We start from the raw sequence: 13,552 nt of genomic DNA, 5'->3' as shown, positions 1-13,552 counted from the left end.
CACGGGGCCCGGCAGTTGGCCGGGCCCCGTGGGGTAATGCCTGCGACCTCAGCGGTCGTTCTTCAGGTACTGCAGGAACGGGTCGTTCTTGTCGAGCACGATCACGCCGTTGCCGTCGGTCATGGAGCCGCGGTACGCCTCCAGGCTACGGTAGAACGCGTAGAACGACGGATCAGCCGAACCGGCCTTGCCGTAGATGCGGGTGGCTTCCGCATCACCTTCACCGCGCAGGCGCTGTGCATCGCGCTCGGCCTCGGCGATCAGCACGGTGCTGTCACGGTCGGCCTGGGCGCGGATGGTCAGCGACTGTTCCTCGCCTTCCGCGCGCAGCTTGGCGGCTTCCTGCTTGCGCTGGGCGCGCATGCGCTCGTACACGTCGTTGATCACCTGGCTGTCGGTGGGCAGGTCCACCTGCTTGATGCGCAGGTCGATCATCTGCATGCCCAGGCCGGCCACGGCCTCGTTGATTCCCTTCAACTGCTCGGCGATCAGCTCACTGCGGTCGCCGGACACCAGCTGCTGCAGGGTGCGCGAGTTGATCTGGTTGCGCAGCGAATCGGTGATGATCGGCGCCAGGCGGGCGTTGGCCACGCGCGGGTCGCCGCCGGTGGCACGGAAGTAGTCACCCACGTTGGAGATGTAGCCGATGGCGAAGAAGTCGACGCTGACGTCCTTCTGCTCGGCGGTGAAGTAGCGCGCCGGCGCGGTGTCGAGCACCTGGAAGCGGCGGTCGAAGACCTTCACCGTTTCCACCACCGGCACCTTGAAGTGCAGGCCTGGCTTGATGTCCGACCGCACCACCTTGCCCAGGTTCAGCACCATGGCGGTCTGGTCCTCACGGACCACATACACCGAGCCGAGCAGGCCCAGCACCACCGCCACGATCACGGCGATCCAGATAGGACTCTTCATCGGCTGCCCTCCTCACGGCCGCTCGGTCGCCCGGTCGGGCGGCCCACCGGCCGGCCCGGATCACGGGAAGCTTCCACCGCTGCGCCCGGCAGCGACGGCATGACCACGTCCGGGTTTGCCACTGCGGCCGGGGCCGACGTGGTGGGACGGGTGTCGCCGGTCATCGGCACGTAGATCAGCTGGCGGCCATCGCCGCCGATCACCTTGCGGTTCTCGCTCAGCACCTGCTGCACGGTCTCCAGCCACAGGCGCTTGCGGGTCACTTCCGGCGCGTCCTTGTACTGGGCCTGCAACAGGCTGAAGCGCTGCGCGTCACCCTCGGCCTTGGACACCACCGCCTGCTTGTAGCCTTCGGCGGTGGTACGGGCGCGCGAGGCCTGGCCTCGGGCTTCCGGCACGACCTTGGCGGCGTAGGCCTGGGCTTCGTTGATCAGGCGTTCCTTGACCTGCTGGGCACCATTGACCTCGTCGAAGGCCGGCTTCACTTCCTCCGGCGGACGGGCGTCCTGCAGGGTCAGGCCGGTCACGGTCAGGCCGGTCTTGAACGCCTTCAGCAGCGCCTGCAGGCGCTCCTCGGCGGCCACGGCCAGCGGGCCACGGTTGTTCAGCACGGCATTGAGGTCGGCGCGGCCGACTTCCTCGCGCACCGCGCTCTGCGCCGACTGCTCCAGCACCTGGTTGGCATCGACCGTGCCGAACAGGTACTGCTGCGGATCGTCGATGCGGTACTGGACGTTCAGCGAGACGTTGACGATGTTCTCGTCACGGGTCAGGACCGGCACCTGGATCGAGAAGGTCTTGATCTCGGTGGCGTTGACCTTGGTGACCGACTCGATCGGCCACGGCAGCTTGAAGTTCGGGCCGGGCTGCAGGATGCGCGAGAACTGGCCGAAGCGCAGGACCACGCCACGCTGCTGCTCACCGATCAGCTGGAAGCTGGAGAACAGCACCAGCAGCACCACGGCCGCCACCACCCAACGCACGATGCCGCCGTCGAACAGGTCCTTCAGCGGCCCGGGCAGTCCGCCCCAGCCACCACCATTGCCACCGCCGCGCGACCCGAACGGCCCGCGTCGATTGTCCTCGGGGCCTTGTCCGCCCTTGTTGCCGCCGGGTGTATTCCAGGCCATGCACGCTCCATCAAGATGTGGGCTGCGGCGCGGGCCCTTCCCGCGGCGCCAGCCGTGAAACCATTACCGATCATACAAGATGGGGCGGATCGGCAGGATCGAAAGGGCGACGACGGGGTAAGGTGGCGTTTTCCTCGAAGTCAGGCAACGCCGATGGCCCCCACCACCCCGTTCACCGCCTTCCGCATCGAAAACGACGACGCCGGCTATCGCAGCGGCCTGACCCGGCTCGGTGTCGACGACCTCAACCCCGGGCAGGTACTGATCCGCGCCCACTGGTCCTCGGTCAACTACAAGGATGCCCTGGCCGGCACCGGCAAGGGGAAGATCCTGCGCCGCTTCCCGCTGGTCGGCGGCATCGACGTGGCCGGCACCGTGGTCGCCAGCACCGACCCGGCCTGGCGTGAAGGCGACGCGGTGCTGGCCACCGGCTGCGGCCTCAGCGAGACCCGTGACGGCGGCTACAGCCAGTATGTGCGGCTGGAGTCGCGTGCGGTGATTGCACAGCCGGCCGGGCTGAGCCCGCGCGAGGCGATGGTGCTGGGCACCGCCGGCTTCACGGCGGCGCTGGCGCTGCTGCGCATGCAGGACAACCGCCAGACCCCGGCGCTCGGCCCGCTGGCGGTCACCGGCGCCAGCGGCGGCGTCGGTGCGCTGGCGCTGTCGATCTTCAGCCGTGCCGGCTACACCGTGCACGCGGTCAGTGGCAAGCCGGACCAGACCGACTTCCTGCGCGACATCGGTGCCAGCGAGGTGCTGCCGCGCGAGGCGCTGGCCGACACCGGCCCGCTGCAGTCGGCGCGCTTCGGCGGGGGCCTGGACAATGCCGGCGGCGCCATGCTCGCCAGCCTGCTGGCGCAGACCGTGCCCTACGGCAGCGTGGTCAGCGCCGGCCTGGCGGCCAGCCCGACGCTGGACATGACGGTGATGCCCTTCATCCTGCGCGGTGTGTCGCTGCTCGGCGTGTCTTCGGCCAATGCGCCGCGCCGGCTGCGCGAAGAGGTGTGGTCGCGCCTGGGCGGTGAGTGGAAGCCGCAGCACCTGGACCGCATCTGCACCGCCGAGGTCGGCCTTGATGGCCTCCGGGCAGTGTTCGAGCGGATGCTGGCGGGTGGATCGCTGGGCCGCACGGTGGTGCGGATCGACTGAACGTCGCAGGCAGGCGACGGACGGCAGGTGCCCCCCTCCCGCCGGTAATGAGCCCGCACTACACTGCGGGCATTACATGGGGAACAACATGGCACGCATTCTGATCGTCGACGACTCACCGTCGCAGCTGTTGGGGATACAGCGCATCGTCGAGAAGCTCGGGCACCAGATCCTGACCGCCACCGATGGCGCCGCCGGGGTCGAAACCGCCAGGGCCGAGCTGCCCGACCTGGTCCTGATGGACGTGGTGATGCCCAATCTCAACGGCTTCCAGGCCACCCGTACCCTCGCCCGCGACGAGGCGACCCGGCATATCCCGGTGATCCTGGTGACCACCAAGGACCAGGACACCGATCGCATGTGGGGCATGCGCCAGGGCGCCAAGGCCTACATCACCAAGCCGTTCTCGGAAGACGAGCTGTCCGAGGTGCTGGAGCGGGTGTTCGCCGGCCAGGGCTGAGACGCGCGTGGTCGTGCCGGCCGCTGGCCGGCAACCACGCATCACCGTCCCAGGTCATGAAATTGCCGGCCAGCGGCCGGCACGACCGCAAGGCGTGCTCAGATCGACTCGCCGAAGGCCTTGGCCAGATTGCGGTAGGCCTTCTTCTGCGCCTCGTCGGTCGCGGCCGGGGCCACGATCTCGATTTCAACGATCTGGTCGCCGTCCGGGCTGCCCGGCAGGCCCCGGCCACGCAGGCGCAGTTTGCGGCCGGCATCGGAGTCGGCGGGGATCTTCAGCTCCACCGCACCGCCCAGGGTCGGCACGCTGATGCTGGTGCCCAACGCGGCCTGCCAGGGCGTGACCGGCAACGTATAGAGGATGTTGCGGCCATCGACCTCGAACTGCGGATGCGCGGCGTACTCCACTTCCAGCAGCAGGTTGCCGCCATGGTTGCCCTGCCCTGCCAGGCGGATCACCTGGCCCGGACGGATGCCCTTGGGCACGCGCACGTCCAGCTGCTTGCCGTTGACGGTGATGCGCAGGCTGTCGCCGCTGTAGGCCGCTTCCAGCGGGACCGACAGCTTGGCGCGGGTGTCGCGGTTGGGTGCGTGGCCCTGGCTGCTGAAGCCCGGGCCCGGACCGGCACCGCCACGCTGGCGCGCGAACAGGCTTTCGAAGAAGTCGCTGAAGCCGCCGTTGGGGCCACCACCGCCGAATACTTCCTCGAAATTGAAACCGCCGGCGCCGCCGTAGTTCGGCGGCACGTTGAACTCCTCGCCCGGGCGATAGCCCTGCGCGCGCAGCTGGTCGTAGGCTGCGCGCTTTTCCGGATCGCGCAGCGCCTCGTAGGCCTCGTTGACCGCCTTGAACTTGTCTTCGGCCCCGGCCTCCTTGCTGACGTCCGGGTGGTACTTGCGTGCCAACCGGCGGTAGGCGGTCTTGATCTCCGCCTCGCCCGCGCTCGGTTCCACCCCCAGGGTGGCGTAGTAATCCTTGAATTCCATCCAGCTACCTCGATCTGCTTCGGCCGCGCCGGTGGCGCCGCCCCGGGTTCATTCTACGCGCCGGCGATGCTACGCCGCCCCTCGTGCGGCCCCGGTGAGGCCGACTGATCCTGCGCAATGCCGCTGCCATCCCGATGCCCCAGGCTGTGGCTGGAAGCCCCCGCCGCAACCCTGAAGATGGGGCCTGCACACGGGTTTTCCAATGTCTTGACGCCCCTGTCCCATCCGGCCCACTAGCCTGCCCCAGCAAGGAGTTCCCCATGACCATCCATGTCGGCGACCGCATTCCGGAAGTGACCCTCAAGCGCATCCGCGAGGGCATCGCAACGCTTGATACGCATTCGCTGTTCGACGCCCGCAAGGTCGTGCTGTTTGCGGTGCCCGGCGCGTTCACGCCCACCTGCTCGGCCCGCCACCTGCCCGGCTACGTCGAAAAATTCGAGGCCTTCCGCCAGCGCGGCATCGATGTCTACTGCATGGCGGTCAACGACCCGTTCGTGATGAAAGCCTGGGCCGCCGACCAGAAGGTGCCCGACGGCCTGCTGATGCTGTCCGACGGCAATGCCGAGCTGACCCGCGCGCTCGGCCTGGAGCTGGATGCCAGCGCCTCGGGCATGGGCATGCGCTCGCGCCGCTTCGCGCTGTACGTGGTCGATGGCGTGGTGCGTGCGGCCTGGATCGAGCAGCCGGGCCAGTTCGAGGTGTCTTCCGCCGAGTACGTGCTGGAGCACCTGCCTACCTGATTCCCCACCGCAGAAGGAAACGGCCAGCAATGTCCAGCAAGCCAGCCAAAGCCAGCAAGCCCGCCGCCGGGATTCCCGGCATCAGTGACCGTCAGACCCTGCGCGAGCGTGCCCGGCATAACATCGAAGACGGCGCGATCACCGACAGCTACAGCGCCGACCGCAAGGTGGTGATCAAGCTGCTCAACGATGCCCTCGCCACCGAGTACGTGTGCGTGCTGCGCTACTACCGGCACTATTTCATGGCCAAGGGCATGCTGGCCGACGCGGTCAAGGCCGAGTTCCTCGAGCATGCGCAGCAGGAACAGGCGCACGCCGGCAAGCTGGCCGAGCGCATCGTCCAGCTTGGCGGCGAGCCGGACCTGAACCCGGATACGCTGACCACGCGCTCGCATGCCGAATACAAGGAAGGCAGCGACCTGCGCGACATGGTGCGCGAGAACCTGGTGGCTGAACGGATCGCCATAGACAGCTACCGCGAGATGATCAACTTCATCGGCGACCGCGATACCACCACCAAGCGCATCCTTGAAGAGATCCTGGCGCAGGAGGAAGAACACGCCGACGAGTTCGCCGACCTGCTGGACGGGTGGATCGGGGAATAGCGGCCCCGCAAACGCCTTGGTAGATGCCCACCTTGGTGGGCGCATTTATCGCGTGCCAACCAAGGTTGGCACCTACCAGAGCATGGATGCGTCGGGTCGACGGGCCATTCCCCCCAGCACCTATCGCAGGACGTTGAACCGCACCTGCGTCCACGCGCCGTCGGCTGCCAGCGCGGTCAGGGTGTGTGCGCCCGGATCGGCGAACTCGCGCTGCATCAGCTGCGCGCCGTGGGTCTGTGCAATCCAGCGTCCATCCAGCAACCAGTCCACCGCCTGCTCGCTGCCCAGCGCGCGCAGCTGCAGGCGCACGCCGTGTTCGGAATTCGGCGCGCGCGCCAGCGTGGCGCCGTCATTGAGCCCGTCCACGTGCAGCGCGACGCTGGCCTCACGCCCGTCGTCGCGGCAGTCCGGCGACAGCGCCGGCAGCTGCGAAGCCTCGCGCGTGGCCTTCGGCAGCCACGGCGACAACAACGCCGGCCAACGCGCGATCTCCCGCGCGACTTCCTGATGCGGCAAACGGCAATCAGCGGATACACGCAGACCGGTCCGCGCGTCGGCCAGGTAACGCTGCCGCCCCGGCTGCCAGCGCCGCGCCTCGCGCTCGGGGAAGGTCGGCGGTGCCGCACCGTCCAGCAGATAGGCCGACATCCGCCGCTGGCACAGCGCCGCTGGCAGGCCCTCGGCACGTTCGCCGGTGGGCCAGCAGACGTCCTCCTGGCTGACACTGGCCGGCATCGGTGCAGCAGCTGAATCACCGCGCTGGCGCGGCAGGCTGTCCACCACCTCGAACATCAGCGGCAGCGCGGTCACCGCGCCGTACTGGCCCGGTAGCGGTGTGCCGTCCGGCCGACCCACCCACACGCCCACGGTGTAGTGGCGGGTGCTGCCGATCGCCCACGCATCGCGGTACCCGTAACTGGTGCCGGTCTTCCACGCCACGCGCGGGCGGCCACCGACATCGAACGTCCCGACGCTATACCCCGGCCGCGGATTCGATTCCAGCATCTCGCGCACGATCCAGCTGGCGCCCGGCGAGGCCAGGCGACGCTCGATCATCGGTTCGTCATCGGTGTAGCGCACGCGCCCGGCGATGCCGTTGCGGTTGAGCGCTGCGAACGCACCGACCAGATCTTCCAGCCGCGCACCGGTGCCGCCCAGGATCAGCGACAGATTGGGTGTACTGCCCGGCGGGAAGCGCAGCTGGATGCCGGAGTGCGACAGGCGTGCGGCGAAGCGCGCCGGACCGACCCGCTGCAGCAGGTCCACCGAGGGCACGTTGAGTGACAGCCGCAGCGCGCTGGAGGCACCAATCGGCCCATTGAAAGCCATGTCGAAGTTGCCGGGGCGGTAGCTGCCGAAACTCTGCGGCGCATCGACCAGCAGGCTTTCCGAATGGATCAGGCCATCGTCCAGCGCCATGGCATACAGGAACGGTTTGAGCGTGGAGCCCGGCGACCGCCAGGCCTGCACCATGTCCACGTGGCCCAGCCGCTGCCGGTCACCGAACGCCAGCGTGCCGACATAGGCACGCGCCTGCAGGGTCTGGTTGTCGACTACCAGCAGGGCGGCCGAGGTGCGTTCCGGCAGCGTCGAGAAATAGCTGGCCACGCGTTCTTCCAGCGTTCGCTGCAGGCCGATGTCGATGCTGCTCTGGATGCGTGCCTGGCCCGGATGCGCCGAGTGCAGGCGCTGCGCCAGCAGCGCGGCGTGCAGCGGCGGGCGCAGCGAGCGCGCCACCACGTTCTCGATGCGCGCGTCTTCCACTTCGTCCGCCGTCCACACGCCCAGCTCGTTCATGCGGGACAGCACCTTGTCGCGCGCCTTCTGCGCCGCTTCCGGATGACGGTCCGGGCGCAGCCGGCTCGGCGCCTGCGGCAGCACCGCCAGCAACGCGGCCTCGGCATGCGACAGCTGCGCCGCCGGCTTGCCCAGGTAGGCCCAGCTGGCCGCTTCCACCCCCTCGATGGTGCCGCCGTAGGGCGCGCGCTCCAGATACAGGGCCAGGATCTGCTGCTTGCTCAGGTGCACTTCCAGCTGCACCGCGCGCAGCATCTGCTTGAGCTTGCCCCACGGCGTGCGCGTATGCGGATCGAGGATGCGGGCGACCTGCATGGTCAGGGTCGAGCCACCGGAAACGATGCGGCCGCCACGCAGCAGCTGGCCGCTGGCACGCAGGATCGCCAGCGGGTTGATGCCCGGATGCCGCCAGAACCAGCGGTCTTCGTAGGTCAGCAACGCCTGCAGGTACAGCGGCGAGACGCTGTTGATCGAAGCCGGGTAGCGCCACACACCCTCGGCGTCGGCGAATGCACGCAGCGGCGTGCCGTCGGCAGCCACCACCAGGGTGCTGGTATCACGCTGCTTCGGCAGCGGTGGCGGGAAGGCGAAATCCAGCACCAGCAGCAGCGCCAGCGTGGCGGCCGTACCCCAGCGCAGCCAGGGCCACAGCGGCTGCAGCCGGCGGCGCAGGGCCGCCAGCCGGATCGACATCGTGTTGTTCATTGCAGGTTGCCAGCAGGACGGGCCGCGCCGTCGCGGCCCGTCCGCGCGGTCACGGCTGTACCACCGTGATCGTGGTCGGGTTGCTGCGGCCGACGCCGCGCAGCTGCGGCCGGTACATGTCCTCCACCAGCGGCGGCGGCACCGAGTAGGTTCCCGGCGTCACCGCGCGTACCAGGTAGAACACGTTGGCCTTGCTGCCACGCGAGAGCTTCAGCGCGGCCACATAGCGGTCATCGCGGAACTCCTCGTGCTTGGTGTCGGCGGCCTCACCACGGTCGCTGATGGTGATGCCATCGACCACCACGTCGGCCCACTGCTTGGCATCGCCCAGGTTGAAGTTCTCGATCTCCAGGCCCGCCGGCAGCAGGTCGGTCAGCAGTGCATCGGGCATCGTGGTGTCAGCGGTGACGGTGACGCGCACGATCAGTGCTTCGCCTTCCTTCAGCGGGCGCGGCGACCACGGCTTGCCATCGGTGCCGTAGTAGCTGCGCTCGACGCCCAGCACGCTGTTGTCCGGTGCCGGTGCGCTGCGCGGGATGCCGGCCACGTCGATGCTGGCGAACATCGGCGGCTGGCCCTGCGGGGTGAAGCGCACGCCGCTGGCCAGTTCACTGGCGCTGAAGTTGCGTCCGAACAGCTTGCGCTCGCCGATGGCTTCGGTGTTGCCACCGATCACCAGTTCACCGGCCACCAGCGCCTTCTGGTTGGCGGCGAGCGCCTTGCCGAGGCGGGCAATCGCCACCTGTTCCTGCGTGCTCAGCCACATCCAGCCGGCATTGCGGCGTGCATCCAGGCCACGACCGAGGTCGACCGCGCGCGCGTCCCAGGCCGGCTTGGCCAGCTTGTTCTCGTGGGTCAGCGCGATCATCAGCGCGTCATCGCGGATCGCGCTGCCGTAGTCGCCGAAGTACGACGGGCGCTCGCTGCTGGACTTGGCGAAGGCCGCCGCCAGCGCGGCCTGGCCACGCTTGGCATCGCCCTGCAGTGACAGCGCCACGCCCAGGTGGACCAGCGACAGGCCGCCCACCGCCTTGCTGCGCTCGTTGTCGTACAGCGTGCGCAGGGTACCGAGCGGTGCACGGTTGACCCGGGCCAGCACGTAGCCCGAATAGGCCTGGTTGGCGAACTTCAGCTTCTCGCGGTCGTCCTGGCCGTAGAACTGGTTGCCGCCGGACAGCAGATCCTCGCTGAGCCGGTTGAGCGCCTTCTGCAGCACATTGTCGGGCACCGCAAAACCGGCATCCTTGGCGTCGAGCAGGAACTCGGTGATGTACGGGGTCAGCCACGGGTTCACGTAGCCGTCGTCACCCCACATCGAGAAGTTGCCGTTGGCCACCTGCATCGACGCCAGGCGACCGAACGCACCTTCCATGCGCTCGCGACGGGTCTTGGCATCCAGGCCGTCGGCACCGAGCATCGACGACGTCGCCTGGTCCAGGATCAGCGCCGCGTAACCCTTGCTGGTGGTCTGCTCGGCACAGCCATATGGATAGTTCAGCGCGCCCTGCAGTGCACTGGCGAACGGAATCGGCGGCAGCGGGCTGACCAGCAGGCGGGCATTGACCGACTCGGCCATCAGGCCATCGGTCAGGTTGTTGTCGAGGCTGACCGCGGCCAGCGGGTCAAGCGTACGCACCTGCGAACGCAGCACCTGCGGCCACGCCGCACGCACCGGCAGGTCGTAGCGGCGATCGGCCTTGAAGCCGTTGCCGTCCACCCGCACGCGCACCTTGGCCACGCTGTGGCCCTCGCGAGCCGACAGCGGGAAGCTCAGCGTGGTCTTGGCATCGGCATTCAACTGCACGCTGCGGCTGCCCTCGCCCAGGTTCAGCGGGCCTTCGCTCTCCACCTTCACGTTGAACTGCCCCGGCTTGCCGGTGAAGTTCTGCACGTCCAGGGTCACCGTGCTGCGGTCGCCCGGGGCCAGCACGCGCGGCATGCTGGCTTCGGCCAGGATCGGTGCGCGCACGATGGTTTCCACGTCGCGCTTGCCGTACTGGTCATCGCTGTAGACCAGCGCCGACACGCGCAGGGTGCCGTTGAAGTCCGGCACCTTCAGGCGGATGCGGGCATTGCCCTTGGCATCGAGCTGCACCGGGCCGGAGAACAGGTCCACGGTCTGCACGCGCGCGGTCGGGCGCTTGGCCTGCGGCAATGCCTGCAGCGCCATGTCGCCGCCGAACTTCAGCTTGCCGCTGCCGCCATCGAAGCTCTCGATCACCCGGCTGTAGATGTCGTAGGCATCGATACCGAGGCGACGCTGGGCGAAGAAGTGTGCACCGGCATCGGGCACCGGGAAACGGGTGATGTTGAGGATGCCCACGTCCACCGCCGAAACGGTGACGTGCGCGGTCTTGCCGGCCAGCTGCGGCGCACTGACGGTTACCGGCAGGTCCTGCTCGGGCCGCATCTGCTTGGGCGCGACCAGGCCGACGGCCACGGTGCGGCCCTTGCGGTCCATCGGCACATGCACCACGCCCACGGCACGGGCCGGGGTGATCTTGCTCGGCGCACTGCCGCCGCGGAACACCAGCGCGGTGATGTAGACATCGTGGCGTTCCCAGTCGGCGGTGACCGGGATCTTGAAGGTCGAACCCGGCTTGGCGTCGATGTCCTGCACGTACAGCATGCGGTCGGTCTCGACCATCAGGATGCCCTTGCCGGCGTGCGGCGGGGTCACCGTCACTTCCAGGGTGTCACCGGCCTTGTAGCCGGTCTTGTCCAGGCCCAGCTTGACCTTGTCCGGGCGTGCATCCAGGCCACGGTTGTCATCGCCCCAGCTCCAGCCGGCACGGAACGGGTAGCGGCTGGTCAGGCCGGTGGACGGATCGAACACGTCCACCCGGTACTCGCCCCACTCCACCGGGAAATCGAAGGCAACCGCACTGCTGCCGGCATCGACGGTGCGGGTTTCCTTGTTCTCGAAACGGCGGGTGAAATCGTAATCCCAGCGGTTGTCGTTGAAGGTCCAGTGGTAGTCGCGCAGTTCGCGCACCAGGGTGATCTTCAGGCCCTTGGCCGGCTGCGGCGTGCCCGCGGCGTCCACGCGCATCAGCTCGAAGCGCGCGTTGCCGTTGGCATCGGCACCATCGTCCGGGTTGAACAGCGGGCGCACGCCGACCAGCGCGTTGGCCGGCCACATCACCCGCTTCAGGGTACGGGTGACCGTGCGGCCACCGGTTTCATACAGGCTGCCGGACAGTACCACGGCGATCGGCGCCTTGGCCTTGGCCGCCTCTTCCGGCAGCGCCACATCCTCACGCAGCTGGCCATTGGCCGGCAGCGTGGTATCGATCACGTCCTTGGCCTCGCGCGGCAGCTGCAGGGTCGGGTCACCGAAGAAATAGCCCGGCAGGCCCTCCACCGGCTTCTGCTCGGCAGCCACCGCCATGCGCGCAGTGAAGCGGTTGCCATCGGCCGGCGCGCCGTACAGATAGGCGCCGTTGGCCTGCAGGCGCAGGTCCTCGCCCGGCTTCAGCGTCTTCTGCGCGCTGTCCAGGTCCAGCTTCATGCGCTCGGGCAGGAACTCCTCGATGCGCAGGGTCATGCCCTGGATCGCTTCCTTGCTGGCCGGGTCGGTGCGGAACTCGACCTGCCAGCGCCCGGTCGGCGCCTCGGCGGGGATCACCTGCTCGAAGTTGATGTAGCCCTGGTCGCCCGGCTGCAGGCGGGTCTCGCGGAAGGTCTTGCCGTCGGGCTGCTTCAGGCGCAGGAACACCGGTTGTGCCTTGACCGGCTTGCCGTCGTTGTCGCGCAGCAGCGCGGACAGGCGCACGGTCTCGCCCGGGCGGTACAGGTCGCGGCCGGACCAGGCGTAGACGTCGAACCAGGCGTTGTCACGACCGGCCACGGCGAACTCACTCAGGTCCAGCGCCGGCTGGTTGAACGGCAGGAAGCTGGTGTCCTTGCCACTGCTGGCGACCAGCACGTGGGTGGCATCCAGGGTGTAGTTCAGCAGCGCATTGCCGTTGCCGTCGGTGCTGCCCTTCAGCACCACCTCACCCTTGGCGTCGAGCACGCGCAGGTCGATGCCCTTCAGCGGCGCACCGTCCTTGAGGCCGGCGGTGTGCACGAACAGCTTGTCCTTGTAGGCACGGGTATGCAGGCCGATGTCGCTGACCGAGAAGAACGCGGTATCGAACTCGCCCTCGTAGTCACCGGTGCGCTTGAGCAGGGCGAAGTACAGGCCCGGCTCCTGCAGTTCCTTGATGTCCTGGGTCGGCAGGTAGGTCAGCACCCGCTCGTTCTGTTTGCCACCCAGGATGAAGCGGTTGACGTAGACCGGCTCGGCCAGCTTGTTGATCGGGCTGCGCTCGTAGTCGCTGCTGAGCTCCCAGCTGCCACGGCGGCCGCCGCGCTGGTACTGGCTGAAGAAGGTCGGCAGGTCCTTCTCGCGCACGCGCAGGAACTCGACGTCGACCTCCGGCACGTTCACCGAGACCACCGGCAGGCCGCGGCTGTCCTTGGCCGGCAGCACGCTGCCCTGCGAGGCGAAACCGACCACCGGCTTCAGCTCGCCGCTGAACACCTTCTGCTTCAGTTCCTTGCCCAGCCGGCTGCCGTCGGCGGCCAGCAGGTCCGGCGAGGCCACCAGGCTGAACTCCTTGCCGGCCTCGACGAACGGGTAACGCAGGGTCAGGCCGTCATCGGACAGGGTCCAGCTGCTGTCCTCGGTGCCGACCTTCTCTTCGAAGCGAACCAGTTTGTCGAAATCCTGCGTGCCGACCAGCGGGCGCGAGAACTCCAGCGCCAGCGACAGGCCGTCATTCTTCTGGTCCGGGTAGGCACGCAGCAGGGTGAATTCCTTCACCTGCTCGGCCTTGGTGGTGATGGCTTCACCACTGGCCTTGGGCAGCTGCCCGCTGTCATTGCGGCAGCCGGCCAGCCCCAGCAACAGGCCTCCTGCCAGTACGGCCGCCGCCCACCCCCACCGCTTCCGCCGTGCCGGACCGCTCATGTCGTCACTCCTTGATCGAGGCGGCCATTATAGGCAGGCCACGTCAAGGTGTTGACGCAAATCCGGCAATTGCCCCAGGCGCGGGTAGTGCCGGCCGCTGGCCGGCAG

9 protein-coding genes are annotated in these 13,552 nt (G+C 68.3%); 4 read left to right on the top strand and 5 right to left on the bottom strand.

From position 1 onward, the window contains the following. Window positions 1–48: 48 nt before the first annotated feature. Together hflC and hflK are read right to left on the bottom strand one after the other, a co-directional pair. A complete protein-coding gene (hflC, locus tag AC5P7A_RS00335; RefSeq protein WP_014648031.1) occupies window positions 49–912 on the bottom strand; it encodes a protease modulator HflC in 864 nt (287 codons plus the stop codon). Then, window positions 909–2,042, bottom strand: coding sequence for an FtsH protease activity modulator HflK (gene hflK, locus AC5P7A_RS00330; RefSeq protein WP_005418335.1), 1,134 nt, complete (start codon window positions 2,040–2,042; stop codon window positions 909–911). The genes hflC and hflK overlap by 4 nt, the downstream gene beginning before the upstream one ends. A 153-nt stretch (window positions 2,043–2,195) precedes the next feature. Between hflK and AC5P7A_RS00325 the strand changes: the two genes are divergently transcribed. Both AC5P7A_RS00325 and pilH read left to right on the top strand, forming a co-directional pair. After that, a complete protein-coding gene (locus AC5P7A_RS00325) occupies window positions 2,196–3,191 on the top strand; it encodes a YhdH/YhfP family quinone oxidoreductase (RefSeq protein WP_049441256.1) in 996 nt (331 codons plus the stop codon). 88 nt (window positions 3,192–3,279) lie between these two features. Beyond that, window positions 3,280–3,651 carry a twitching motility response regulator PilH gene (gene pilH, locus AC5P7A_RS00320; protein ID WP_014648033.1) on the top strand — a complete coding sequence of 124 codons (372 nt, stop codon included), beginning with the start codon at window positions 3,280–3,282 and terminating at the stop codon, window positions 3,649–3,651. Between the two features lie 98 nt (window positions 3,652–3,749). Here the strand turns inward: pilH and AC5P7A_RS00315 are convergent, their stop codons facing one another. Further along, window positions 3,750–4,637 (bottom strand): DnaJ C-terminal domain-containing protein, encoded by an 888-nt coding sequence (locus AC5P7A_RS00315; protein WP_012511838.1) that lies wholly within the window; start codon window positions 4,635–4,637, stop codon window positions 3,750–3,752. A gap of 260 nt (window positions 4,638–4,897) precedes the next feature. Here AC5P7A_RS00315 and AC5P7A_RS00310 point away from each other — a divergent pair, with 260 nt between their 5' ends. Both AC5P7A_RS00310 and AC5P7A_RS00305 read left to right on the top strand, forming a co-directional pair. Next, a complete protein-coding gene (locus tag AC5P7A_RS00310; protein WP_049441260.1) occupies window positions 4,898–5,380 on the top strand; it encodes a peroxiredoxin in 483 nt (160 codons plus the stop codon). A gap of 29 nt (window positions 5,381–5,409) precedes the next feature. Beyond that, window positions 5,410–5,985: a ferritin-like domain-containing protein gene (locus AC5P7A_RS00305; protein ID WP_014648036.1), complete on the top strand. Its 576-nt coding sequence runs from the start codon at window positions 5,410–5,412 to the stop codon at window positions 5,983–5,985. 120 nt (window positions 5,986–6,105) lie between these two features. Here the strand turns inward: AC5P7A_RS00305 and pbpC are convergent, their stop codons facing one another. Both pbpC and AC5P7A_RS00295 read right to left on the bottom strand, forming a co-directional pair. Further along, entirely contained in the window at window positions 6,106–8,487 is a 2,382-nt protein-coding gene (pbpC, locus tag AC5P7A_RS00300; protein ID WP_111206446.1) for a penicillin-binding protein 1C, read from the bottom strand. A gap of 49 nt (window positions 8,488–8,536) precedes the next feature. Then, a complete protein-coding gene (locus AC5P7A_RS00295; protein ID WP_495219795.1) occupies window positions 8,537–13,444 on the bottom strand; it encodes an alpha-2-macroglobulin family protein in 4,908 nt (1,635 codons plus the stop codon). Window positions 13,445–13,552 lie beyond the last annotated feature (108 nt).

The organism is Stenotrophomonas sp. YJH_SMC_65 (genome assembly GCF_059369475.1).
The sequence above is the reverse complement of the archived record's forward strand: the minus strand, read 5'-3'. Positions and strand labels throughout refer to the sequence as shown.

Coding starts and splice junctions, on each gene's coding strand:
- hflC (WP_014648031.1), bottom strand. CDS start 912: ATGAAGAGTCCTATCTGGATCGCCGTGATCGTGGCGGTGGTGCTGGGC.
- hflK (WP_005418335.1), bottom strand. CDS start 2,042: ATGGCCTGGAATACACCCGGCGGCAACAAGGGCGGACAAGGCCCCGAG.
- AC5P7A_RS00325 (WP_049441256.1), top strand. CDS start 2,196: ATGGCCCCCACCACCCCGTTCACCGCCTTCCGCATCGAAAACGACGAC.
- pilH (WP_014648033.1), top strand. CDS start 3,280: ATGGCACGCATTCTGATCGTCGACGACTCACCGTCGCAGCTGTTGGGG.
- AC5P7A_RS00315 (WP_012511838.1), bottom strand. CDS start 4,637: ATGGAATTCAAGGATTACTACGCCACCCTGGGGGTGGAACCGAGCGCG.
- AC5P7A_RS00310 (WP_049441260.1), top strand. CDS start 4,898: ATGACCATCCATGTCGGCGACCGCATTCCGGAAGTGACCCTCAAGCGC.
- AC5P7A_RS00305 (WP_014648036.1), top strand. CDS start 5,410: ATGTCCAGCAAGCCAGCCAAAGCCAGCAAGCCCGCCGCCGGGATTCCC.
- pbpC (WP_111206446.1), bottom strand. CDS start 8,487: ATGAACAACACGATGTCGATCCGGCTGGCGGCCCTGCGCCGCCGGCTG.
- AC5P7A_RS00295 (WP_495219795.1), bottom strand. CDS start 13,444: ATGAGCGGTCCGGCACGGCGGAAGCGGTGGGGGTGGGCGGCGGCCGTA.